The sequence below is a fragment of the Gardnerella sp. Marseille-Q9691 genome (assembly GCF_046507715.1).
Taxonomy (GTDB): Bacteria; Actinomycetota; Actinomycetes; order Actinomycetales; family Bifidobacteriaceae; genus Bifidobacterium; species Bifidobacterium greenwoodii.
The window spans coordinates 162523-188139 of the sequence record NZ_JBKFXI010000002.1 but is presented as its reverse complement, the minus strand read 5'-3'; the positions used below and the strand labels follow the sequence as shown (position 1 = coordinate 188139).

The 25617-nt window shown below is 46.4% G+C and carries 13 protein-coding genes and 1 pseudogene; 10 read left to right on the top strand and 4 right to left on the bottom strand.

Going from position 1 to position 25617, the window contains the following annotated elements:
• Positions 1–449 precede the first annotated feature (449 nt).
• The 6 genes from ACLD6A_RS04300 (at position 450) to ACLD6A_RS04275 (ending at position 17175) form a co-directional block, all read left to right on the top strand.
• Positions 450–2423, top strand: coding sequence for a SpaH/EbpB family LPXTG-anchored major pilin (locus tag ACLD6A_RS04300; RefSeq protein ID WP_410313697.1), 1974 nt, complete (start codon positions 450–452; stop codon positions 2421–2423).
• Between the two features lie 232 nt (positions 2424–2655).
• Complete coding sequence (locus tag ACLD6A_RS04295) at positions 2656–2829, top strand: hypothetical protein (RefSeq protein WP_375169074.1); 174 nt, start codon at positions 2656–2658, stop codon at positions 2827–2829.
• A 369-nt stretch (positions 2830–3198) separates the two neighbouring features.
• Positions 3199–4365 carry a class C sortase gene (locus ACLD6A_RS04290; RefSeq protein ID WP_375169073.1) on the top strand — a complete coding sequence of 389 codons (1167 nt, stop codon included), beginning with the start codon at positions 3199–3201 and terminating at the stop codon, positions 4363–4365.
• Between the two features lie 170 nt (positions 4366–4535).
• Positions 4536–14138 carry a hypothetical protein gene (locus tag ACLD6A_RS04285; RefSeq protein ID WP_410313696.1) on the top strand — a complete coding sequence of 3201 codons (9603 nt, stop codon included), beginning with the start codon at positions 4536–4538 and terminating at the stop codon, positions 14136–14138.
• Positions 14139–14469: 331 nt separating this feature from the next.
• Positions 14470–15402, top strand: coding sequence for a bifunctional hydroxymethylpyrimidine kinase/phosphomethylpyrimidine kinase (thiD, locus tag ACLD6A_RS04280; protein ID WP_410313695.1), 933 nt, complete (start codon positions 14470–14472; stop codon positions 15400–15402).
• A gap of 411 nt (positions 15403–15813) precedes the next feature.
• Positions 15814–17175 (top strand): hypothetical protein, encoded by a 1362-nt coding sequence (locus ACLD6A_RS04275; RefSeq protein ID WP_410313694.1) that lies wholly within the window; start codon positions 15814–15816, stop codon positions 17173–17175.
• 701 nt (positions 17176–17876) lie between these two features.
• Here the strand turns inward: ACLD6A_RS04275 and ACLD6A_RS04270 are convergent.
• Positions 17877–18338 (bottom strand): hypothetical protein, encoded by a 462-nt coding sequence (locus ACLD6A_RS04270; protein WP_004134400.1) that lies wholly within the window; start codon positions 18336–18338, stop codon positions 17877–17879.
• A 441-nt stretch (positions 18339–18779) separates the two neighbouring features.
• Here ACLD6A_RS04270 and ACLD6A_RS04265 point away from each other — a divergent pair.
• Positions 18780–18887 (top strand): annotated as a pseudogene (locus ACLD6A_RS04265) (ORF6N domain-containing protein); the annotation flags it as partial.
• A gap of 150 nt (positions 18888–19037) precedes the next feature.
• Here ACLD6A_RS04265 and ACLD6A_RS04260 read toward each other — a convergent pair.
• The 3 genes from ACLD6A_RS04260 to mvk form a co-directional block, all read right to left on the bottom strand.
• Positions 19038–19301, bottom strand: a complete 264-nt coding sequence (locus ACLD6A_RS04260; RefSeq protein WP_004134401.1) for a Txe/YoeB family addiction module toxin — start codon at positions 19299–19301, stop codon at positions 19038–19040.
• 17 nt (positions 19302–19318) lie between these two features.
• Positions 19319–19594 (bottom strand): type II toxin-antitoxin system RelB/DinJ family antitoxin, encoded by a 276-nt coding sequence (locus ACLD6A_RS04255; RefSeq protein WP_004134403.1) that lies wholly within the window; start codon positions 19592–19594, stop codon positions 19319–19321.
• A 646-nt stretch (positions 19595–20240) separates the two neighbouring features.
• On the bottom strand, positions 20241–21377 hold the full coding sequence (gene mvk / locus ACLD6A_RS04250; protein WP_004134409.1) for a mevalonate kinase: 1137 nt from the start codon (positions 21375–21377) through the stop codon (positions 20241–20243).
• Positions 21378–21691: 314 nt separating this feature from the next.
• Between mvk and mvaD the strand changes: the two genes are divergently transcribed.
• The 3 genes from mvaD to rpmB all read left to right on the top strand — a co-directional run bounded on the left by mvaD (position 21692) and on the right by rpmB (position 25567).
• Positions 21692–22834, top strand: coding sequence for a diphosphomevalonate decarboxylase (gene mvaD, locus ACLD6A_RS04245; protein ID WP_410313693.1), 1143 nt, complete (start codon positions 21692–21694; stop codon positions 22832–22834).
• The gene (gene fni, locus ACLD6A_RS04240; RefSeq protein ID WP_410313692.1) at positions 22831–25233 is read left to right on the top strand and encodes a type 2 isopentenyl-diphosphate Delta-isomerase; all 2403 of its coding nucleotides are present in this window, start codon (positions 22831–22833) and stop codon (positions 25231–25233) included. The genes mvaD and fni overlap by 4 nt, the downstream gene beginning before the upstream one ends.
• Before the next feature lie 139 nt (positions 25234–25372).
• The gene (rpmB, locus tag ACLD6A_RS04235) at positions 25373–25567 is read left to right on the top strand and encodes a 50S ribosomal protein L28 (RefSeq protein ID WP_410313691.1); all 195 of its coding nucleotides are present in this window, start codon (positions 25373–25375) and stop codon (positions 25565–25567) included.
• Positions 25568–25617 lie beyond the last annotated feature (50 nt).

Sequence of the window (25617 nt, the reverse complement as noted above, 5' to 3'; positions counted from 1 at the left end):
GAGAAGCGCACTGTGCTGCTTCTCGATACTCTAATGCGACACGCCGTTATTTGGTTTTGAGAAAAAAATAAAAACGCGCAAAAAGCGACTGAGCTAGTAATTTGTCACCCCCAAACCCATTGATTTTTAACGATTTTTGTACCGGGGGGGGGGGTAGATGCTCAGAAATATAAACATTTGACTATGTTATACTTCACGTTATTTTTCGTCTAATTATCAGCTATTATTGTATTTACTCATGGTTGAGCGTTATCGCACAATTGCGAAAAATAGCTGAATGATGAAGGTTGAAGTTGTATTCTGCATTCGCATCGTGTGTTTACAGTCGTGCGTCTGCGTTGATGCAGTTGTTACAACATTATAATCTTTTTTGTTTGGTCTACGATCGGCCTTTTTGAGTCTAAATAAAGAGAATAAGACGATTAATTGATTTATTGAAGAGAGGGAATATGCGTCTAAAGACTTTAAAGTTAAAACGCGCTGTTGCCGTATTAGCCGCGACCTGCACACTCGGAACGTGCTGCGTTGCAGGCTCCATTGCCTGGGCTGCTGGTGGTGAAGATTCAAATAAGGTCAACACCGCTAACATTGACACTAAGCAAAATAATAAAACTTCTATAACCCTTCATAAGTACGAAGGACCAGCAACAAGCACTCGCTCCGACGGTACTGAGCAGACTATTAGTGGCAAATTGCCAGTTAAGGATGTTGTGTTTACTATTTGGCGATTGAAGAAGGCTGGTAATCCTGCAGAAGAAATTGATCTTTCTACGGCTGCTGGCTGGACGAAGATTAAAGACCTCGACAAGTTGGTTGAAACCGCAGAATCTGGCAAGAAAGTTGCTTCCGATTTTGTGAATGGTAACAATCCAGAGTTTGTGAAGTATACCGATGATGGTACTGGCGTTGATAAGAAGGGTGGAGCTACATGCAAAACCGATGCAACAGGTTCTTGCACACTTCCCACACTTCCAATGGGCTTGTACTACGTTGAAGAAACGGATATTTCCAACGCTAAGACGTGCGAAACTAAGCAAGGTGAGAACACTCCAACCTGCACCGCAGTGTCCGTTAAGAATCCGGTAGCTCCATTCTTCGTAACAACCCCACTTCCAAACCCGAAGGCCACGGACGTTACAAAGTCTTGGATTTACAACGTAAATGTGTATCCAAAGAATGACGTGAGTAAGAACCGTCCAAAGAAGGAAGTTGAGGAGCTGAATCGTAAAGATTTTGTTCCAGGAGACGCTAATGGCCACACTACCATTACGTGGAAGATTTCCGTGCCTATTTCCGCTCCAAAGGATGGAAAAAAGTATGAGAAGATTGGCTTTGTGGATAAGCTTACAAAGGGCTTAGTTTACGAAAAAATCAAGAGCGCAACGATTGTGACGCTTGGTGAAGATGGTAAGAAGGTTGCTGACAGTCAAGATGTAGAACTTAATGGTGACACCAAGTATTACACGGTTGATTCAACGACTAAAACTGATGTAGTTAAGTTCACTTTGACGAGTGGTGACGGTGAAGATACCGGTCTGGCAAAGGCTCTTGCTGCTTACAACGCAGTTAAGAAGGAAACAAATAAAACCGCAACGCTTATTGTTGAGCTTGTTACAAAGTTCAAGAAAGACACTACGGTTCAAGATTTTGCTAACGTAGCTAACACATTCGTTGACGACAACAAGACCGGCAGCGGTGACGACACTGAGAACCCATGTAAACCTGGCGATACGACGCCTCCATGCGGTGACGATCACAATCCTCAAGATACCGCTTACTTCGGCACTCTCACTGTTAACAAGTTCGTTGAGCAAGCGGATCAAGGCAAGACTCATCTTCCTTTGAACGGTGCAAAGTTCAAGGTGTTCGAAATCACTGGAACTAAGAAGAATGGCTCGTACGCAGCTACTGACATTAAGAGTGTAGACATTTCCGGATCTGACGATAATAAGACCTACACCTTTAAGGGCGAGAAGCCTCAAACTGGTGATGCTCCAACAATAACAAGCTCTGCTGTTACTAATGGATTGGAAACCAAGGATAAGAAGGTAACTGAAGGTCAAACAGAAAAGACACTCCACGGTACTGATTCTATAGACTTGTTCGTTTACAAGAAGAGCGAAGAAGCAAAGGGAACTACCAAGCTTTACTGTGCAGTGGAAACTGAAGCTCCTACCGGCTACTTGCTCGATACCACTCCTCACTGCTTGGCTTTGAAAGCTAATTCCGCAACAGATTCAGCAACTAGTAACAAGTTGGAAGTGCCTAACAAGAAGGCCACTGGCTTGGACAAGATCCTCAGCGCGCTGCCTATGACCGGTGCTCGCGGATTGGTGATTTTGACAGTTTGCGGCATTGTTGGCATCGCTGGCACGCTCTTCTACATCGTGATGAAGCGTCGCAAGGAGCAGGAACAGGAGTAAAACTCGATCGTTGGCTGAGTGTTTTGAACGATTGTTCAGCTGATTTGCTCTGCCGGTTGCGCAGTTTGGTTTCGAAACAAGCTATGCAACCGGTTTGAGCGGATTAGTTGTGCAGTTATTCAGTTGTGTGGATATTCGCGTGGTAGAGATTTGAGGTTTTCGCACTGAATGAGGGATGCTCGCGCGCTTTGACGGAGCTTGAAATCAATGGGATTTCAAGCTCCGTCAAAGCATGATTTGGCATTTAAAGCACACCATGCTTCACATGTTAAATCAGCCGAACGGCTATGCCGTGATGAATATGCGCGGAAGCAGGTCGGAGCTCAAACGCCGGAAATCTCCGTCAAATGTTTCCGAAGCTTTGCACCAATGCTCTGCAGACGCTGTTCCTGAAGCTTTGCAGTAATGCTTCTGCAAACGTTGATTCCTGTTGATCAGCGGACACTAGCATTTATGCTGCTGCACACACCACACCAAGCACTCCTACCACACAACAAAACACTAGCGGTTTTACTAATAGTGGGAGATAGGAATTGCTTGTCGAGCAATATAAAAGCGGAACGATAGTAATAATCTTGTTGATAAATACTATTTTTGCAGAAAAAGTAAGTAAAAAAACTAAACTCAACTACGCAACCGCTAAGTCCAAATAAGGTATAAGAGCGGAGCGCTGCGAGATAAGTAATTCCTATCTCACACAGCCACTCCAGAAACCTGCCAGCCAAACGCCAGTCAAAATTCATAGCCAAAACTCAAGAATGTCGAAAACAAAATCGTGAGAAAAGAAAACCACCCAAACTCGCGCAACAACGCAAAAAACTGGCACTTCTCTAAGTCCTGTATAATCCCCGCTTTGCTGTTGCTTGCGTCGTTTGCGTCGCTTATTTATCCGCATGCCGCCATGTGGCTGAGTCAGTATCACATGTCGGAGGTTGCGGCTGAGTACGCGAAGCTTATTACGCATGCGGTTCCTGCTCCGCACGAGCAGTTGGCGCGCGCTCGCGAGTACAATAAAAAGCTTTCGTCGGGCGCTATTTACGAAGCGAATACGAATATTCCAACTTCGCATGGCGAAACGTCGGATGCTAGTCAAGACTACTGGGAGCAGTTAAAGGCTAACGATGATGGCCTTATGGCTCGTCTTCGTATTAAGAAGATTGATCTTGATTTGCCGGTTTATCACGGTACGGAAGATGCCACTCTTCTAAAGGGTCTTGGTCATTTGCGTGGAACTTCGCTTCCGGTTGGCGGCAAGGGCACGCGCTCGGTTATAACGGGTCACCGCGGTCTTGCTAGTGCGGAAATGTTCACGCGTCTTGACGAAATCGGGAAGGGTGACACTTTTACGATTGAGGTTTTTGACGAGATTCTTACCTACAAGGTAGTTGACAAAATCGTTGTGAACCCGGACGAGACGAAGAAGATTGCGGCTGTTCCTGGCAAGGATTTGGTGACGCTTATTACTTGCACGCCGCTCGGCATTAACACGCAGCGCATTTTGGTGACTGGTGAGCGAGTTGTGCCAACGCCTGCGGCAGATAAGGCGCTTCGTGGTAAGAAGCCGGATGTGCCGCGATTCCCGTGGTGGGTTTTGGGCTGCTTTGGTAGCTTGTGCGTGGTGGGCGGCTACGTTTGGTGGGCTGGTCTGCCGGTTAAGAAGAAAAAGAAGGAAGACGAAGAAGATAGCGCGAAAGATAGGGAAGAGGATAGCGCTGCAAGTAGCGCGAAAGATAGCGCGAAAGATAACGCAAGTAGCGCAGTAACTAGCGCTGCAACTAGCGCTGTACGCAGAGAAAATCTTGCGCGCGAGGAAGCTAGGGCGATTGCGAATCGGCCAAAAAAGAGGCCGAAGGTCAAAAAGTCTAGCTCGCGTAAGAAACGTAAGAGGGGCAGTCACGGCGAAAAGACGTTCGACTGGCTTATAAACATTCTCGGTTTATAAGCGATTGCGTATAGCAACAAAACTGAATACTAAAACTGAATACTAAAACTTAAAAACTAAAGCTTAACAACAAAACTTAATATCAAAACTTAATATCAAAACTTAAAAACAAACTTACGTTGCCGAGAGGCTACGTAAAGCGCGTAAAACAATGTAAAACAGGTGGAATTATGAAGAGTATTTGGACGATTATGCTAAACGTTCTTGTTCGCATAGGTCAGTTGACCCAGTGCGCAACTCGTGCGGCTGTTCGTGCGGCTAAGCGCGCGGATCAGCATGTGTATCGTGCGCTCGTTAGCGCTTTCCCTAGTGCGCTTAAGACAGTGCTGGTGTGCGCTATTTCTGTGGCTATGTGGCTGCCTGTTTGCTTGACTGCTGAAACTGCGGTTGCGGCGGATGGTGCTAATTCATCTTCTGAGACTTCCGCTAATACTGCTAACGAGGCTTCTAACAAAGCTGCTAACAAGCCTTCCGCAAATACTTCCGTAAATACTTCCGCAAGTCCAGATTCTGATTCTGGTTCTGAGTCGGTTTCTAATTCCGCCAATTCCGCTAATTCCACCGCCTCTGCATCCTATCAATCGTTCTCCTCGTCTTCATACGCGTCCTCTGACCTTTCCTCATTACAGAGTTTCGGCAATCATCGAGTATTTGTAAACGAAAGCAATCCGTTCGCGCAAGATTTAAGCTTTGCAAGCGCAGATTCAAATTACGCTTCTCAAAACATGTCACCTCTTGAGCGCGCTGCCAAAGAAGCTCAAGCCCAAGCACAAAACCGCGACGCTAAGAATTACACAGCTCGTGAATCTTACGAAGTGTATCGCCCTGGATGCAACAAGGATTACGCTTTAGGTGCATGTATTACTACTGACGGCGACGGAGCTGGTTTGCGCGCCACTAACGGCCACGATTTGGATGTTAATAGTCTTGGATACAACTTGGAATCGGGTGACCAATTTGCTAGTGCAGCAACGAGACCTCGCGGCCACTACGAGAACGGTCCTGTGCCTGAAGATCCTTCCGGCACGGATCATTACGGCGCAACTTACTTCACTCCATACCCTAAGGGCACTTTTATTATGGGCCGTTTACGCAACATGGCCTTTAATTATAAGGGTTCCGGCGTCGACAGAATTAACTTGCCTATAGATGACACTGCAGATTTCGTGTTTGTAAAGCGTACTCCTAAGCTTTCCGGCGGCGGCTTCGTGTGGGATGTTATTTTTAACGCTGGCGGCCGTACTCAAGGCGCTGGTGCTGCTCTTGATTACTTTACGATTCCAAAAGGTCAGATCCTAGACAAGGGTAGTGAAGGCGGAAGGCAGTATATTCAGCGTGTTCTTTACAGTGGCAGGGAAGCTACTGCTTTGTATAAGAAGAAGCAAGGCAACAATAATCCTCCTCGCGAAACTTGCTCATTTTCTTGGGATAATCCTAACGGTTTATGCAGCATTAAAACTGACGGTAACGATTTTGATACTGGAGACGATTTAGTTGCAGCTTGGAATAAGATGCGTGGCACTGACGACAGTAAGAATGGCAATTATTCTAGGATTCTTCCGGATGCTGTAACAACTGAGGATTTGGGTAGTACTGAAGCTATTGGTTGGTGCCGTGATGGCACAGGTTTGGACTGCATTAGATCCAGTAGCTATGGTGCTTTGGATGAAGGCGATCTTAGAGTTGTTCCTAAAGTTGAAGGAAGCTATAGCAGAGGTTATAGTCCTGCTTATGTTGCTCTTGTGCAAAATCTTTATAGATCTATAAAAGATGACACGCAGCGCGTATTTAGTTTTGTGAACAATATTAAGCCTGGCGAAATTGCTTATACGTATAAGATTCACTTCACTACTACAACTTCTACGAATAAAAACGACGCATATTGCACTGCTAACAAGGGCGATGGCACGGGTTGTGAAAACTTTTCATTCTTCTACGCTGCAGGATCTTACTACGGTAAGAGACAGAGCAAAGGTTTTTATGGTGCTACTGATCCGTTTGGTGTTACTAAAGCCAGTAAATATTCCATGACTAATTTTGGTCGTGACGCTAACCTTTACATGTACACTGTAATGCATCAGCAGTGGTATGGTGCGCCGCGAATTATGGATATTCAGGCTCCTAGATACCACTTCCTTAAGGGTACTGGTTTGGGACCGTACAACAGTGACAGCGGTAATTATCTTAGGAACAGGCTTATTTCATTCTCTAGTGTGTTACTTGGAATAGTAAATCAGCCTTTGGGATCTTCAAGTCTTATGAACGAGAGTGAAGATATACGCTTATTGCCTGATTATTATTCTCCAAATAACGGCTATGCTAGAGGCAATCAGTGGTTCCGTAATCCTGGTATGAACGACCATAATACGAAGGATTCAACTCCTGGAAGGCATAAGCTTGAGCTTAGATATAACGATAGAACGTATCATATGAGCGAAACTCAGGATTTGTGGTATAGGGTTATTACGCAAGCAGACGTGTTTAAGCCTTTGCAAACTGAGGAATATGACGAAAATAACAAGACTCCTAAGTATTATTCTTACGATCAGCCGCTTCCTAATCCTCTTATTATTGATGATCGTGATAATAATGCTGGATTTGTGAATTTTGTTGGTAAACGTTCCGACTTGTATAAGCAGGTAATGGCTTTCGACCCTAACTTGTTCCCGCCTGTTAATAAGGATGAGTATGGTACAAGGCATAGGTATGGTTCCATAAAACAGAAGAAGGGTTCAAAGGCAAACGATTATCCGCTTGATGCGAGCTATTTGACTAGTAATCCGGATGGAGATTCTAATACTCCTCTTAAGAATCTTGCTGTTTATAAAGCTGAGTGGACGGATAAGTGGGGTGATGAGCCTCGCTCGAATACTCTTCAGGATGCTGATTTAAGCGTTGCTGCTAAAGTGCCTATTGTCAGCGTTGTAAATCCTTGCGGCCATTCTAAGATTCTTGACGAATACAAGGATAAAATTACCGGTCAGTCTAGGTCTTCTATTCAATTTAGATCCGTAGATAGTGACGATGCTTCCGCTGCAAACAACGATCGTGCAGCTATGGGTGAGGATCGTGAAGACAGCATGCCTGAATGCTGGCCTAAAGCGCAAAATGCTACTAAGCGTAATGTTTGGTTTGTAAGTAACGCTCCTAAGACTGGTGATGACGGTAAGGAGTTGAAGCCGGGCGATCCTGTAAAGCAAGAATTGCAGACGAAAGTCTTGGCTAAAATCAAGCGTATTTACAGAAACTGGATGCGAAACAAGTATAGTGCTCAGTTGCAGGATGGCAAGGATCCTAAAGTTTTGCCAAATTACGTGTTTGTAAAGTACGTAAAGATTACGTTCTGGGATAATTCGACTACTGTTATACCTGTTGTATTCCCGTACGTTGATTACGAGAAGCCAACGTTGGATGTAAAAGTGAGCGTGAATAATGGGGATCCTGTTGATGTTCCAGCTGATGGTTTGAAGATTCCTGTTAATAGCAAAATTAAGTTCTGGGTTAAAGGTCATGACGATAAGAGGATTTTGCTTGGTGTGAAGCCGAAGGAAGCTACTGAATACTTTACTAACAATAAAAATAAGAGATTCTTTGATGGTAAAAAAGTCGTTGTGCGCAATGATTTCGATATGATTACGACTAATCGTGATAAGAAGAATGATTGTGATAATCGTGGTTGCGGCGATTTTACTACTATAAGCTACGATCAGTTCATTCATAAAAATGGTGAATCTGATAGTCCGACGGATCAAGTTGGATGGGTTATTAACAGCAATAATTCTAAAGATGAGGGTTCTCCTACAGTATTAGTGGGCGATCAGAATAGAAATCACGGTGTGCATGATTTAATATTCCACGGTTGGGATGCTGCAGGTAATTCCGTAATAAAGAAACTTAGGCTGATTATTGTATCTCCTGGTTACGGTTTGCCAAACGTTTGGTGGGATAAGAAGCCGAATGGGCATTATGTTGGGCGAGTGAATCCTTGGGATGAAGATAAGCGCGTGCGTTCGATTATGGTACGCATTTGGGCGCGCGGTAAGGAAGCTCCTAAGAAGGATCATAACTACTTTACGATGTGCCCGAATGATGGCAGCTGCTACGGCATTGTTGTTCAGCGAGACGGTAATAAGAAGACTGATCTTTGGCATCAGGTTAATACGTATAACCACAATAATGATGCTGCAAGACCGGATGGGTCTAGGGCTGCTGAGGATAGGTCTGCTGAAGATAGGTCTGCTTTAGAGGACAGAGACGCGGCTGGCGATAAGGCAGCTGATGGCAAGTCGGCTGATGGCAAGGATAAAGATAAATCTAAAGCTGACGATAAGAATAAAGCTGGCGATAAGGCGAAAGTTGACAACAAGGCTAAAGCTGATAACGAAAAGACTGAAAATGCTAAACCTGGGGAGAACTCTACCCAAAATCAGCAGGGTAAGCAGGAACAAGGTCAGCAGCAGAAGTCGCAGAAGTCAGAAAATAAGCAGCAGGAGCAGCAGACTAATAAGTCTCAAACTAGCAACAAGCCTGCTTCTTTGAAGATTACTAAAGTGACTAAGAAGAACGCTAAGAAGAACGCTAAGAAGCGCAATGTTCCGGGAAGGCGCGGTAGCGTAAAGCTTGCAGTTCTAAACGAAAGCGATTCTTCTAAGAAAGAAAATACACAAAAATCTGAAGTAAATAACGGTAGCAAGCAGAGTGATGCTGCTAAAACGTCCGAAAATGGTAGCGCAAGCAAGGATGACAAAGGCAGTAAAGATAGCAAGTCTTCCGATAAAAATGACTCCAAGAACGCTGAAGATTCTAAAGATGCTAAGTCGGAAGAATCTAAGGGTCAGGATCGAGATGCTGAAGGCGAAGATCGTTCTGTTGGAATGAATAACGATCAATGGCGTGAAGAATTTAGTAAGCGCATTATTACAGCAAATCTTGGAGACCATATCAAGGGTTGCACAGCTAACGGCGGCGACAGGTGCGAAATAACTTTTGATCCTGTAACTGGAAATATTACGATTCCGGAATACTTTGCGGAAATTGGTTCCAGAATTTACGTAGACACTTACTCTGTGCCGGAAAATAATCCAGATTGGCGTCAAGATAAACTTTGGAAGCTTATGGAGCCAGGCAATCTTCAGGATTACGAAGAGTCCGACCCGCTTCCGCTCGATATTGCGTGGCCAAACGGCTTAGTGCAAGTGAACCCGTTTGAGCTTAATAATAACGAAATCGTGGCAATGCTTTCTTGGATGAGGCATGATAAGCGGAACGAGCGAATCTTCGGCTACCGCAAGGAAGAAATTGGCGTTAAAGGTGAAAATAAGTACGATACTTATGACCAATACGATAACGGTTTTAATCCTGCAAAAACTACAGCAAAGTATGCTTATGGTGAGAATAAGCATCAATACTCATGCCAGTCGAAGACGGATCAGCAGTGGAAGCTGTGCTTAGGTGGTGTTACTGGTATTGGCAAGCTAGGAGAAATTTCCGAAAAGAAGTATGCCGAAAAGAAGCTTTCTTTCAAAAAGTTGGAAGCTGATGACGAGACTACGCTTAACCCGATTGACCATAAGGTGACGCGCTTCGTTGATATGCGTAAGGACTATACGTGGGGATTAGTAGACAACAACAAGAAAAGTGTTGACGGGCGAAATGACCCTGGATTTGACGGGCCGCAAAACGGCTTGCATGGAAATCAGAAGTTTGGCACGCAATACTTTGTGTACAAGTGGAACATAAACTCATATCGCAAGGGCGGCAATGGTAAGCCGTTAAACCTTCAGGATGTGCTAAAGCTTGTAAAAGGTACGCCTAGTATCAATACGAAAGATGAAAATAATCCGCAGCCTTCTCTAACTCCTATGAGCGCGGCGGATAATAGGCAATTTGACGCATGGAATGGTTCGTACCCTATGGCAGTCGATAATGGATTAGGTTACGCTGTGCACGATGGTACATGTGCTGCATCTATTGCTTCTCATAACGGTGTTGCGCAAGAAGGTACGTGCCAGTGGCGAAATAAGCTTAATTTAGTTAAGTACACGCCTAAAGAATTTATTATGGATCGTTCTTCATTCTCTTACAATGCTTCTGTAAATATGAAGAACGGAAGTGAAGTACATATTACAGATAGGCTTATTGAAAATAAGGGTAGTCAGCATGCTGGTGAAGATAAGTATGTTAGTGAATATGCTATTCACAAGGACTTCCTTATGCCTGGCGGTGAAGATCTGAACGGTCAAGCGGATGGCGAAAATATTGGCGACATTATAACTAAGAATATTGATGTTGACACTATGAACGACTACGACGCGTACGGTGAGGGTACTTCGAAGCCTGAGGGATACGCAAATAACAGGCCGTTTATGCATGCGCAACTTTATGTGAATAATGGTCAGGTTACGAACGATCTTATGCTTCGTGATCCTGGTAAGACGCCAGATAACACAACGAACGTTATAAACGTGTGGTTTATGCCGGTTGATAATGAGAAGCCGACGATTAGTGCGAAGAGTTATCAGGAGTGGGACGGTAAGCCGTGGGATATTCACGGAAGATGCATGATTAATGGTGATGTGAATAACTGCAGTACGATTGATGATGATGTTATTACTCTTGATAAGAAAATTTATGAAAAGAATACGAAAGCTTGGTATGAAGCTGATAAGGCTACGATTAATTTGCCTTCAGCGTTAAAGCTAGACGATGATTTCAATGAGTACGAACCAGGCAAAGGTGATCGCAAGTGGGTGCAAGGCCGTGGTTTTAATAGGAAATACGTTACTTTATACCCGAATAGTATAAACAGTAAAGTGCTGGTTAATAATCTGAATGTGTATATTCAAGCGAATAATATTCAGGATTCTAGTGGTAAAACTTCTAGTCCAATGCTGAAGTTTGTTAGTAACGGCGTTACGAATAAACATTTGCTTAGAAGGTTTGTTGAAAAATACAGAAGCACAGATTTAGACAATCCAAGTGTAAATAAGCAAACTGTATTTACAATGTATGCTGAAACTACGGATAGTGCTGGAAAGCAAAGTGCAAAAACTGTTGTTGGATGCTTTAAGGCTACGTGGACAGACATGGTGAAACCATCTGTTGTTGCGTACGATGGTAAAAGTGATGAATTTGCAAAGTATGATAGCTGGCTCAGCAAAGATGGTTCTTCACAAAATCGCGATTATAAAGTTGTAGTTAAATCAGGCTATGGAGCTAAAAGAATGGTAGTTTACTATCACCCTGCTTCAGAGCTTGAAAAGCCTGTTGCTGTTAATGGTCTTTTTGGATCTGCTACAAGTTCAAATGAGCCTGACGTAGAAACCAGCATTGGTAAAACAATTTCCGTGTGCTGGGATAAATCGTGGAGTGTATGCGCTGGTACTTCCAAGCCGAATGAAGTAACGCTTAATCAAGATGATAAGAGTAATGCTGTTATAACATTCCCTAGTGGTTACCTAGCTCCAGGAAGCGTGGTTCGAGCACGCAGCCGTCTTGAAGTTGGCCCATGGACGTATATGCCTGGTGTTAGAAGCCCTGAAGATCTTTCCGATGATTCGCCTAATAGGGACGGAAATAAGACTGCAAGAAGCGGCGGAAGTAATCGAAGCGGCGGAAATAGCAGAAACAGCGGAAATACGCGTGCTGCAAAAGGTAAAAATGCAAAAGGTCGCGCTGCAAAAGATAAAAACTCCTACAAAGACGACGCTAGTTCAGAAGATACTCTTGACGTGCTGCCAATGGCTTACGCAAAAGAAAAGCCTAGCGAAGTATGCCGTCCGGATTACTGGAGCGCAGACAACTGGTCTGGTTTGAAGAAGCCGTCCGACTGCGTGTACTTCGGTGTTACTATGAAGCGTCAAATAGTGCAAATACACCCGATGCTTCTAAGTGGTCACGAGGAGCGCGCAATACGAATGGATTTGCGCAGCGAAAACAACTTTGCGGGCGAACCAAAGAAGGGAATTTGGCTTCAAAACGATAGCGAAATCGTTACGAATGAGGATCCAAGGCTAGATCCTGGTAGAACTATGGTGACTTTTAGGAAGTATGACTATAATGCTATGGACGATGACCATAAGCCTTTGAATCTTCCTGGCTATGGTGATCGTCAAGTAGGAAAGATACAAGACGTTGCTGTTATGACTCGAGGCTGGAGAAGCCGCGTACTTGTGCCAAATCCGAGAGAAAATAAGATTACGCGATTTGTGCGATTGCGTGCACCTCAAAACGTAGATAGTGAGCATGGTGGTGATAGTAACGGTGCTGCAGACTACTTATCTGATGCGCCTACTAGCTTCGACGAAACTAAGGGCGATAAGGCTCTGCGCGTAGATGGTCGTCCGTATGATCCAGGATTTGTTCTTTCGCAAGATAAGAAGTCTCTTCTGTATCTGTACAATGCTTCAACTAAGCGCAACTTTACGCTTAATGATTTGCAATCTGCGTTGAAGCTTAAGCGTAACAGTACTTTGCACCCAGAAAACGAGTGTGGAAACTATGTTGATGGAAGTGATTGGGCGTTTGCTGATTGCCAGCCATCCTTGCTTCCAGAAGTAAGAGGTAGCGATAAGGTTGATGGCGAGCACAATCGAAACGGCTTCAGCTTTGATGGGAGTACGCACTTCTATACGTATAATCCATCTGAAGACCATAGGTCTGGTGCTAACGGCGCTGATAACGACAATGGTGGTGCTGCTAAAGAAACTTGGTATGTAAACGTCATAGATATGATTTCAAAGGGCGGTACCGGCGGTGGATATTCTATTCCTAATAGCTCTGGCGTAACGTCTGAGAGTAGTAATACTGGTCTTTCGCTTACCAACTTCGCTAGGATTGGCGCATGGGGTAGGTCTGGCGCAATCAACAGTAGCTTAATCGGCCATAAGATTCTTAAGAATCCAGATAATGGCTTATCGATTATTATGACATATGGCGATAGCTGGGTTGGTGATACTCATAAAACGCGAGGTAAAGACGGCGGCTGGAATAACGATGCCAATTACGAATTTGTAATGCCTGTGTATCTGATTCCTGTAGATAACGAGAAGCCAACTGTTGCAGCAACTGGAGGATCGCTTCTAAGTGGTCACACGAGTGCTAATAATCCTTATGTTGTAACAATGGAAGAGAAGGACTACGCTAATCTCACGGTTAAGGGTAATCCTGTGGAATACAAGGACGGAAAAGTTTCGAAGTCTCAAAGCAAGGAGAGTGGAAAGACTCTGTTTGCGGATGTCCACGACGATTACGACAGATTTGGCGATCTCAGCAACCTTAATTTGGTTGCATGCAAAGTCAAGAAGCTTGGCGGCGCAACTGATTTTAATAGCTGCACGTCAATAATGGGCAATGATGGCTCTGTAGATGCTGAGGCGTTCAAGAAGCTAAAAACTGACGGCAGTGGAGTTGAATACGCTTTGTATGGACACGCAAAAGATAAGTCCAGCAATGAGAGCGACGGCTTTGGTGAAAATGGTAGCAGAGGCCACTTAGTCGGATACTTTAGCTTCGGATACTTAGTGCGTCCGGTTGCGCTGCCTTACAGCGGCGGTCAGGCTGCAATATGGTTCAGCTTCTTGTTCGGCGTGCTGTTGGCGCTGTTCTTGGCCTCCGGCGCGTTCGGAAGGCGCGGATGGTTGGCATCGGTGCTTAGCGGCAACGGATTCGGCGCGTTAACCGACAGCAAGCATTGCGACGCTTCTGCGGAACTGCTGCGCTGCGGCAAGTCGTTCTTCAAACTCAAGTCAAAGTTCAAGTGGCCTAGGATGTGATGAATAAGCGAGCGCTACTTGAGTGGTATGTAAGTCCCCTTTTGCGCTCGATGGCCATTTTTCGGACACTCGCGCAGTACGATTTCTGCGTGAGTGTCTGATTTTGCTTGTTTTGGGACACTGGTGCAGTATGCGTTCTGCGTTAGGGTCTGATTTTGCTTGTTTTGGGACACTCGCGCAGTACGCTTTCTGCGTTAGGGTCTCATAATCCTGTTCTTTGGACACTCGCGCAGTTTGTGTTCTGCGTGCGCGACGACCTGCCTGAGCGCTTATAGCGCGAGCGTAATAATCTGCTTGGGCATAAATGTGCGCGACGCAATATAATAAAAGTATGACGCTAGTATCAAGCAAACAGCATGCGCAATCGCCTATTCAGCAATCAAATCCAATCATCCCGCGCGTTTTAAGCGTGGCTGGCACAGACCCAACAGGCGGAGCCGGAATACAGGCGGATCTTAAATCAATCATGGCTGCGGGCGGCTACGGCATGTGCATACCAACTAATTTGGTTGCACAAAACACGTGCGAAGTGCGCGAAGTGTTTACGCCGCCGGTCAGCTTTTTCCGCACTCAACTTTCGTGCGTGTATGACGATGTTACGGTTGACGCGCTAAAAATCGGTATGCTTGGCTGCGCTGAATATATTGAGGCTATGCGCGATTGGATGCGTGATAATCCGGTTCCTGTAAGCGTGCTAGATCCAGTGATGATATCGACTTCCGGCAAGCGCCTGCTTGAGGAGAGTGCCGAAAATGCGATGCGAAACTTTATAAGCTGCGTTGATGTTGTAACTCCAAACGTGCCGGAATTGGCGGCTTTGAGCGAGTCGAGCGTTGCGGAAAACTTTGAGGAAGCTTGCAATCAGGCGTGTAAGTTGGCTGCAAAAAATAGCGTTGTTGTGATTGTAAAAGGTGGTCACTTAACTGGCGAAGACGTTGGAAATACTGCGGTTTTTCCGGATGGTGATGCGCGGCACGTTCCAAGCAAGCGCGTTGAAACAAGCACGACTCACGGAACTGGGTGCGCGCTTTCTTCTGCGTTGGCCACGAAAATTGGGCTGGCTTTGCGCCAGGGTAAGAGTTTAAGCGATCACGATACTGTGATGCGCGCGCTTGAATGGTCGACTGCGTGGCTTCGAGAGGCGATTGCGGCCGGGGAAGAGCTGCACGTTGGGCGCGGAAGTGAGTGTGGCTATGTGCATGGGCATGTGTGCGGCCACGGGCCTGTAAATCACTCCGTGCGAATTATGCAGCAAACTGCGTGAGTGCAGAGAATATGTGAATGCAGCAAACTGCGTGAATACAGACAATGCGTGAGTGTGGGCAGTCTGCATTAAAAGCGCGCGATTCTTTCGCAATAAAGCAAACCTTAAAGAAACCTGAGAAAAGTATTAAAAAATTCTGGTTACGGCGTGTCTTGTAACTTTTACACAAAATCCATATCAAAGTCGTAAATATTTCGCCTATTTAACACAAAAACAGAAAATTTATCAAAAATTCGCAGCATTTGTGGGTATAAAACTTGAACACAGGTGTTGAGTTTTCTGAGAGTATGCTGTAAGTTATAACTCAGCTACCGGTGAAATCCCTAGTTCCACCGGTGCGCGCGGGAAACCGCAAATGGCAAATTTTTCTTCGTGTACCTAGCACGAAGGAGAAGAAGAAAGGAAAATATTATGTTGAATAAGAAGGCTATCGCCGCATTCGCTGCTGGCGCCACACTTCTTTCCGGTATGGCATTCGCCGTCCCAGCTTTCGCTGCTGAGACTCCTAAGTGCACTCCAGTTGCTGCTGACAAGCTCGCTGAGCTCAAGCAGGCTGTTACTGAAGCTAAGCGTAATGTTGCTAAGGCTGAGCGTCACCTCGCTGATGTAAAAGATAAGTACGAAGAAGACACCGAAGCTTACAACACTGCTAAGGGTCTTGTAGATGCTTTCAAGCAGGCTGTTAAGAACTACAAGGATGCAAAGGAAGCTGCTGATAAGGCTGATGCTAATGCTGACAACAAGGGTTCTTTGAATGACGCTGCTAAGAAAGCTGCTAAGAAGGTAAACGAGGCTGTTGCTGCGGCTAAGAAGAACGATAAGTTCAAGAATGTCGCATTTACCGATTTGGATACCTCTGCTGCTCTTCCAGCTGTTCCTGCTGACAACACATTCGATGCAACTCTTGGTGCAACTCCTACTAAGCACGATATTAGTGAAGCTAAGGTAGCTTTGGATGAAGCTAATGATGCTTTGCAGGATGCCAAGGCTGATCTTGCTAAGGGTGAATGCAAGGATGTTCCTGCTGATCCAGAGCATAAGGATCCAGAGCATAAGGATCCAACCCCAACTCCACAGGGCAAGGGTGTTCAGCACACTCTCATCGACCAGGTTCGTTTTGCTAAGATGATGCTTGACGACGCTGATGATGCTTTGGCTCACGCAAAGGCAACTCTTAAGGATAAGACTGCTGCTCTTGCTGCTGCTACTGCAGAACTTAAGGCTCGTGTCAACGATCTTGACAACGCTAAGTTGCGTCTTAACGCATTCTTGGCTTCTGGTGTAAACGATTCTGCTACCGAGACTCGTTTGCGTGACGCTGTGGCTCGCGCCGAAGCTCACGTAACTCGCGCAACCGCTGCTTTTGCTAAGGCTACTGCTGAGTATAATGATGCTTTGACCAAGGCTTTGGCTGCAGTTGACGCTTACAACAAGGCTTTGGCTGACTACAAGGCTGTTTACAACGAGGCTGTTGCCAACGGTGTAAACCCAGCTTTGCTTCCACCAGTTGTAACTTCTGACCCATTGTCCAAGAACTTCCCACAGGTTCCAGGTGCTAAGGCTCTCTACGACTCCGCTTTGAGCGGCAAGTTCGGCCAGGAAGTCAAGAAGATTCTTGAGGAAGCTTCTTCTAAGAAGAACGATGCTAAGAAGGCTGATGCTAAGAAGTCTGCTGCTCCATTGGCTAAGACCGGTGCTGCTGTAGCTTTGGCTGCTGTTGCTGCTTCCGTGCTTGCTGGTATGGGTGCTGCTCTTCGCAAGATCCGCCACTAAGCTGAGGCTAGTTCGGCACTGAATTAGTTGATTCGGCGTTGAACTAACTTAAGTAAACTTGCTGGAGGATAACTTCCTTCGGCAAGTATGCTAAGCTTTCGGGGACTGATTCGTCAGTCCCCGATTTTTTTGCTCCAAACGCGCGCAACTTATCTCGCGTTGGCGCGACGACTGCTTGAGCGCAGCACAGCGCGCGCGAAAGCAACTCGGAGCGGAAACTCGCTTAGGTTGGAAGTCCAGTGGACTTCCAACGCGAGTTTCGTAAGCGAGCGCTTATAGTGCGAGCTTTGGTGTGGTGTATTGCTCCAAATGTGGGGAATCTATCTCGCATTTGGAGGGTTTGGTTTGGCGTATCGCTCCAAACGTGCGCAACTTTTCCGGCGTTTGTTGTCGTTTCTGCATTGGTTGACCACATTTGCCGTGTATTTTTACTGGCGTTTGTGGTCGTTTCTGCATTGGTTGACCACATTTGCCGTGTATTTTATTTGTATAACCTATATAAATAATGCCGGGAGAAGTACTCTCGGCATTCTTTGTATAACAGTTATTGTATGTATTCCCAATTTATGAAGTTTTAATCCAAAAAAAGACGTGTGGCGTAAAACCAACGATTTCACACCACACGTCAAAGTATGTTATTAAACGGCGCAAATTAAAACAACTTACACCTTTTAACTTTTCAATTATTCATTAGTTACGCATTAATGGCGGAACTTGCGAAGAGCAACACCCAAGCCTGCAATAGCAGAAGCAGCAACGGCAAGCAAAGCTACGGCAGCACCGGTCTTAGGAAGCCTCTTGGTCTTAGTGCACTTAGGAGCTGGCTTGGCTGGAGTATCGAACTTGCCAGACAAAGCTTCGTCGTAAAGTGGGGTGGTTGCTGGCTCGTAAACTACAGTACCCAAATGATTCGTGTATGTGCGAGTCTTTGGATTTGCGACCAAAGCAGCTGGAGCATCAGGAAGCTGAGCTGGAGCTGGTGCAGGAGCTGGGGCTGGAGCTGGCTCTGCAAAAGCTTCAGAACTTGTAGCAGAATCGTAGCTCAATGGATCAGCAGTATTCAATGGCGAAGTAGCATCAGCCATTGCTGGGGTTGCAAGAGCAAAACCAGAAACTAAAGTGACGCCAGCAGCGAATGCGGCAATGGTCTTTTTAGTCAACATTTGTAGACCTTCAATCTCTTTTATCTGATTCCCACGCAAAAGTTAGGGCTAACGCGTAGAAGACAGATACCAATATTTAGAACCCAAAACTGGAATAGAACGGCCAAAAGCTCAGCCGAAGTAAACCTATTTCAGGCTACAAAAACTTAGCCTACACCAATTCTTTGCAAATCAAAAGTTTTTATAGAAAAAAATCACTAAATAAAAGATGTTTTGTAGCAATAAGACACTACTGACAGTGTAGGTAGGACCTGACGAAGAAAGGCATAAACTGCGCGCGGCTGACCACATTCTCCGTGTAATTCTCCGGCGTTTGTTGTCAATTTTGCCGAAGCTGACCACATTTGCCGGTAAATTCTACGGCGTTTGTTGTCGTTTTGGTCGCGGCTGTCTATTTGCTGCTCTTTCTGTAGTGTTTTGTAGAATAGTTGCATATGCGCTGATGAGTTCAAAAACTTGATGTCGAAAAATTCTACATCAAGTCGGGGTGGTCGCAGAAAGCTTCCATATGCTTTTACTGAGCAAGGCATCTATATGCTCATGACGGTGCAAAATTTCGACTATTACGCGGATAGAGTCTTTGAATTTGCGCTTGTATCATGCGATGTTTGATGAGTTGTTAAAGAATCCTTAGTTGGAGTTTTAGCATTTTTTGTGCGCGCGGATTAGCTGCGATTTTTGCGCGCTTGTGTATTCGCGTTATTTATCGTCGTAGTGGCCTCTGCAGGCGTAGATTATAATCGCTTCATCTGTAAATGAGTAAACGATTCTATCCTTATCGTTTACTCGTCTACTCCAATAACCGGAATAGTTTCCTTTAAGTGGCTCAGGCTTACCTTTTCCATCTATTGGATTTCGCATAATCTCTTTAATAATATTGTTAAGCTTTTTACGAGTTTTATTATCGCTTTCCCAATAGAGATAGTCGTTCCAGGCGTCTGGAGTCCAAGCAATTTTTCTCATTGTTTGAATCCTCAGGCTTAATCCATTATTAGATTGTGCTCTTCGAGCTTGATTGTGCCATTTTTCACGCCGTCAATCTGCGATTTCAAATATGCTTGATTTGACGGTTCATAAAACGGGTCTAGCGAAAAATCTAACGGTATCCTCTTTTCGCGACCGATTGTTTTAATAAACACGTTCAGCGCGGCGCTCATAGAGATTCCGAGCTCCTTGCAAACTCGTTCTGCGTTGAGTTTGTCTTCTTTCTTTGCTCGAAAGTTCACGTTTACTATATCTGTTGTTGCTGTAGCCATGCGTTATTCCTACTCTTATTCAAATTCTTATGGCGAATTCTGTACTTTTTGATTATCTGATTACATAATAATTATATACAATGTAACGTAAATGTAATTAATTATGCAAGCAATTGTTGATGATTTTATTGCGCGACGACCTGCTTGAGCGCTGCGATTTAGCGCGCGATGACTTGCTTTCTGCGCGAGTGTCTCATTCTGCCCATTTTGGGACACTGGTGCAGATGAGTTAATGCGTTATTGTCTCTGTTTGGTTGTTTTCGGACATTAGTGCAGATTGCGTACTGCGTTAGGGTCTCATTTTGCTTGTTTTGAGACACTGGTGCAGATGGCGCTCGTGCTGATTACGCTCGCGCGCGAAACTCGCGTTGGAAGTCCACTGGACTTCCAACTTAAGCGAGTTTCCGCTCCGAATTGCCTTCGCGCGCTAAATCGCAGCGCGAAAGCAGGTCGTCGCGCTGCACGCGTGTCTGAAGACCGGCGTAGCGAAACATTTGCCGTGTTTTTTATCCGGCGTTTGTTGTCGGTTTGGCTGATTTTGGAAACATTTGCCGTGTTTTTTCTACGGCGTTTGTGGTCGGTTTTGCGGATTTGGGAAACATTTGCCGTGTATTTTTCCGGCGTTTGTGGTCGTTTTGGCCTCGGCTTATGCCAGCGCACCCAAGTCCACAATCCACGTGCCGCACGCGCCAGCCGCGCGCAAAGCCGCGCTTACTCGCTCGGCCGCAGCCTCAGTATCCGCCAGCGCAATCACGCATCCGCCGCCACCGCCGCCAGTAAGCTTCGCGCCCAACGCACCGTGATCGCACGCAGTCTGCACCAACTCATCAAGCTGAGGCGTGCTCACGCCCAAATCAGCCAAAATCCTGTGCGCGCGCGTCATCCTCGCACCCATATCCGCAGCGCGCCCCAACGCCAAATCTTCCGCCGCCTGATTCGCAATCGCCCCCAACTCATCCAGCTGATTTTTAACCGCATCCGGCTTAGCATCCATTCGCGCACGCAAAGCATCAACCGTTACGCGCGTCATGCCTTTGCACCCAGAATCCGCCAAAATAAGCCACGCTCGCATGTTTATTTCCATGCGCGAAAACTCACCGCTGCTAAAATGCACAGGCCACGAAGCCGAAGTTGCAGTGGCATCCAAGCCCGAAGAGCGCCCGTGAGCCACGCGCTCAGCCGATTGCGTGAGCGCAAAAATCTCATCTTCACTTGCGCGAATTTTGTAGTAGTCAAGAATTGCGCGGATTACAGCTCCAGCTGAAGCGGCAGACGAGCCAAGGCCGCGCTCAGGCGGAAAATCAGACTCTGTTGCAACATGCAGCGAATCGCCGACGCGCCCAGAAAACTCGAGTGCCGCGTGAATTGCGGTGCGAACGCTGTTAAAACGCTGCGGAACTTCGGAAAGTTTGCCAGTAAAGTCTAGGCAGGAAAGCGTGATGAGCGAATCGAAATTTTGGGGGATAGTGGACTCGGCAGATTCGGGAATTTCTGAGCACGTTTCGCACGTTTCGCAAGTTGCAGTTTCGCCAGTTTCGCAGCCAGCATTTTCCTCACCCGCTAAATCGCAGCCAGTCACCGTGGCTCGCATGCGCAAGTTTTTCAGCGGCAGAGCAATCGCAGAATACCCATAAACCACGGAATGCTCGCCGAAAAGAATCACCTTTGCGCAAGTTTCGCCGTAACCCGTGCGCGCACAATTTCCCGACGCTTTAGCATAACTTGACGTCGTCTTAGCGTTGATATTAAGCGCTTTTGACGGTTCGCGTTGCGTTTGCGGCACGACTTCACATCTCCTTTGTGTTCTTGCGATTTAATTTGCGATTCTTGCGATTTAACAATTTTTCTAATTTAGTCGCGTCGACTGCAAAAAACTACGGTATGCGCCTTACGCTTACAACACATTCACATTTGCGGCAGATTTCTAGAGTTTTTTATAGTTTGCGCGTGTTTTAGTGTGTTTGCGTTCGCGCGCGTTTTCTTGCGCGTATGAGCTTTTGCGCCGGCAATTGCTAAAATAGATACTTAGTGCGCTGTGCACGCACCAACGCACCAGCCTCGCAAGCCGCGCCCACCAATTCGCAGCAAAGGAATCGCATGCAAAACGTTGAAATTCAGCCAAAAGTAACGTTTGACTCAAGCCTTGCTCCTAACTCAGCTGTAGCCAAAGCGAATGTGAATATTGCGCTGATTAAGTATTGGGGCAAGCGCGACGAACGGCTGATTTTGCCTTATACTTCCTCGCTTTCGCTCACTCTTTCGGATTTGTACGCAACTACTAGCGTGCATTTTGACGAAAGTCTTTCTGCCGATTTCGTTACTTTGGACGGATTTGCTCTGCCGACGGATGATTCCACGCGTCTTCGCGTAGTTGCAATGCTCGATTTGGTGCGCGAAAAGGCCGGAATTTCAACGAAAGCGAAAGTTGTTTCGCATAATCACGTACCGATTGCGGCCGGTCTTGCTTCTAGCGCGTCCGGATCTGCTGCTCTTGCAGCTGCCGCATCTTATGCCGCCGGATTGAATTTGACTCCGCGCGAACTTTCTAGACTTGCTCGCCGAGGTTCTGGTTCGGCGTGTCGCTCGATTTTTGGCGGATTCGTGCTTTGGAATAAGGGCGAGGATGACGAAACGTCTTATGCGGAGCCGATTGCGGATTTGCTCGCTGAGACTGCTGATAAGCCGCTTTCCGCTTCTATTTCCACTTCTCTTTCCGCTTCTCTTTCTTCTTCTCTTCCCGCCATAAAAAATTTGAATCCCGCAATGATTGTCGTCACGCTAGACCGCAGTAAAAAGCCGATTTCGAGCCGAACTGCCATGCGTCGAACTGTTGAAACTTCGCCCGCGTACATGCCTTGGGTTGAGCAGTCGAAGAATGATCTTGCGCGCGCTCTTGATGCGATTCGCGTTGGCAGCATTGAGCAGCTGGGCGAGGTTATGGAGCAAAATTCGTTGGGAATGCACGAAACTATGCGCAAAGCCGATCCGCCTGTAAATTATTTGACGGATAAAACTTACGCTGTGCTAGATGCTGTGCGCTCTATGCGTGAGTGCGGTTGGCCGGTTTGGGCCACGATGGATGCGGGGCCGAATGTGAAGGTGCTGACGGATGCGGGTTGTGCGGCGCGTGCGGCTGAGGAGTTGCGCGGGCGAGTGGCGGAATCCGCCAAATTTACGATTGCTTTGCCAGGCGACGGCGTAAGCGTAAGTGCGAGTTTGAAACAGGCGGCGAAATTATGACTCAGGTGCAGGCGAGTGCTCCCGGAAAGCTTTATATTGCGGGCGAGTATGCGGTTGTTGATGGTTCGGCGGCGATTGTGGCGGCGGTGAATCGTTATGTAACCGTTAAGGTTGATGATGAAAATTTGCCTACATTATCGCCGGAAAGCCGAAAATATTACGGCGTAATCGTATCTGAAAAAGAAAATTATAAGCCGATTTTCTGGACGCGCTCCTCTGACGGAAGTATCGAAATACTAGGCGACGAAAAATATGCTTATGTGCTCGCCGCAATGCGCGTAATTGACTCTTATGCAAGCGAGTGCTTCTCGCCAAATATGGACCGCAAAAGCTACAATTTGCACATTTCCAGCGAACTCGACGACGCAAAATCCGGGCGAAAATACGGTCTTGGATCTTCGGCTGCAATAACTGTTGCAACCGTGCGCGCGCTGTGCAAATGGTACGGATTGAAGCCGGATGTTCCAACGATTTGCAAACTTTCGCTGATTGCCTCTTCGATGGTAAAGAGGTCCGGCAGCGGCGGCGATGTGGCCGCGAGTTCCTGCGGCGGATGGATTTTGTACCGCGCGTACAATCGAGAGTGGCTTGAGTCGGAGCTTGGTTTGATAAAATCCGGCGAATCTGATTTTAGTAAATTATTGCGTAAAAAGTGGCCGCGACTGGAATTTAAACGAATAAATGTGTCGAAAACGCTAAAACTTTTGGTAGGCTGGACCGGTTCGCCAGCTTCTAGCGCGCAGTTGGTAAGTAGCGTAGAAAGCAGCGTTTCTTCCGAAATTGCGCACTCATTTACATACCAAGATTTTTGCGATCAAAGCGAAATTTGCGTGCAGAAATTGGCACAATCGCTAGAAAACTTCTCGCTGGAAGAATCTTCGTTGGAAGAATCTTCAATGCGAAAATCTTCGCTAGAAAAATCTTCTCTAAAAGAATCAGAATTAAATAATATTTCCGCTTGTTTTGCACAAAATCGCGAATTATTACAAAAATTAAGCGCGCTTACCGGAACGCTAATCGAAACTCCAAAGCTTACGAGTCTTATTGAAGACGCCATTTTTGCTGGGATTCCAGCGAAAACTAGCGGCGCTGGTGGGGGAGATTGCGCAATTGCGCTTACAACAATTTACGAAAAGAATCGGATTGAAAGTATGAAGTCAGCTTGGGAAAATCACGGAATTATGCCTTTAAATATTGAAGTTGCGCAAATTATTGATGACGGCGAAGATTCGGAAACTTGCGTCGCTAAAGTGACCGAAAATTCGGAAACTTGCGTCGCTAAAGCGTTGGAAAATCAGCCTTCTAAATCAATTCAGAATCGCAAGGACGCACATCTTGCCCTTGCGGACGCTCAGTATAATCCTCGCGCAAATTCCGGTTTTGACTCCGTGCGTTTTATGCCGAATGCTTTGCCGCAGGTGGCGTTGGACGAAGTTGACTCTAGCGTGCGCGTGTTTGTGCAAAAGGAAAGTGATGCCGACGGTACATCCGCCAGCGCCTGCAGTGCCTCTGCCAACCCAGCCTTCCTTTGGCGCTCGCCGCTGTATATTAACGCAATGACCGGCGGAAGCGCCAATGCGCAAAAAATAAACGCACAACTCGCGCGCGTTGCGGCAAAAACCGGCGTGGCAATCGCAAGTGGATCGCTAAGCGCCGCCCTTCAAAATGACGCGCTAACAGCCACTTTTAGCGTGATTCGAAGCGAAAATCCGCGCGGTTTTGTAATGGCGAACGTAAGTGCTGGCACGAGTCAAAGCGATGCTATGCGCGCCGTTGATATGCTGCAGGCAAACGCGCTGCAGGTGCATTTGAACGCGGCTCAGGAGCTTGTGATGCCGGAAGGCGACCGCGATTTTCGAAATTGGCTTAAAAATATTGAGCAGATTGTGCGCTCGTGTGAAAGGGTGAGCGTGCCGGTTGTTGTGAAGGAAACTGGCTGCGGTATGACGGCTCGAGATGTTTTGCGTCTGCGAGATGTTGGCGTGCGCGCGGTTGATGTTTCTGGGCGCGGCGGCACGAATTTTGTGACGATTGAAAACGCTCGTCGCTCGCACAGTGGATACGATTATTTGGCGGATTGGGGGCTTACAACCGTTGAGTCGCTGATTGATATTCGAAAGTGCGAGGCGCTTAAAGCTAATCCTGTGGAAATTTTTGCTAGCGGCGGAGTTAGAACACCGCTTGATGTTGTGCGCGCTCTTGCGTTAGGGGCTTCTGCTGTGGGGGTTGCCGGCGAGTTTTTGCACACGCTTATGCACGAGGGTGAGGACGCACTTGCTCAACAAATTTCAGATTGGCAGGAGCAAATTCGCGTTATTATGGCTCTTCTTGGGTGCAAGAGTGTTGCGGACTTGCGAGATAAGACGGAGTTTGTGCATTCGGATTGTCTTGGTAAGTGATATACTTGTGTAGTTGTGCGTTCGGCATGCTTATTTGTTTGGGCTGTTTGCGTAGGCTATTTGAATACGTAATTTGCGCGGGCAGTGGCATGGTTGAATGACGCAAGACTTGCAAGTCAAAGAAAATAGGGAGTCCATTATGGCAGCTCGTTGCGCAGTATGTGGCAAGGGACCGCAGACCGGTTTCATTGTTTCACATTCGCATATCCGCAATAAGCGCACCTTCCGCCCGAATCTTCAGCCGGTTCGCACCACTATTGATGGCGAAAATGTTCGTCTTCGCGTGTGCGTGAAATGCATTAAGGCTGGCAAGGTTCAGCGCGTTGAGGCGTGAATCGCGTATTGATTGCGTTTAAATTGTAAGGCCCTGAGCAGTGCTCGGGG

Excerpts from the sequence above, each read along its gene's own strand:
- ACLD6A_RS04270 (WP_004134400.1), bottom strand. The coding sequence starts at position 18,338 with ATGTTGACTAAAAAGACCATTGCCGCATTCGCTGCTGGCGTCACTTTA.
- ACLD6A_RS04260 (WP_004134401.1), bottom strand. The coding sequence starts at position 19,301 with ATGAGAAAAATTGCTTGGACTCCAGACGCCTGGAACGACTATCTCTAT.
- ACLD6A_RS04255 (WP_004134403.1), bottom strand. The coding sequence starts at position 19,594 with ATGGCTACAGCAACAACAGATATAGTAAACGTGAACTTTCGAGCAAAG.
- mvaD (WP_410313693.1), top strand. The coding sequence starts at position 21,692 with ATGCAAAACGTTGAAATTCAGCCAAAAGTAACGTTTGACTCAAGCCTT.
- fni (WP_410313692.1), top strand. The coding sequence starts at position 22,831 with ATGACTCAGGTGCAGGCGAGTGCTCCCGGAAAGCTTTATATTGCGGGC.
- rpmB (WP_410313691.1), top strand. The coding sequence starts at position 25,373 with ATGGCAGCTCGTTGCGCAGTATGTGGCAAGGGACCGCAGACCGGTTTC.
- ACLD6A_RS04295 (WP_375169074.1), top strand. The coding sequence starts at position 2,656 with ATGATTTGGCATTTAAAGCACACCATGCTTCACATGTTAAATCAGCCG.
- thiD (WP_410313695.1), top strand. The coding sequence starts at position 14,470 with ATGACGCTAGTATCAAGCAAACAGCATGCGCAATCGCCTATTCAGCAA.
- ACLD6A_RS04275 (WP_410313694.1), top strand. The coding sequence starts at position 15,814 with ATGTTGAATAAGAAGGCTATCGCCGCATTCGCTGCTGGCGCCACACTT.
- ACLD6A_RS04285 (WP_410313696.1), top strand. The coding sequence starts at position 4,536 with ATGAAGAGTATTTGGACGATTATGCTAAACGTTCTTGTTCGCATAGGT.
- ACLD6A_RS04300 (WP_410313697.1), top strand. The coding sequence starts at position 450 with ATGCGTCTAAAGACTTTAAAGTTAAAACGCGCTGTTGCCGTATTAGCC.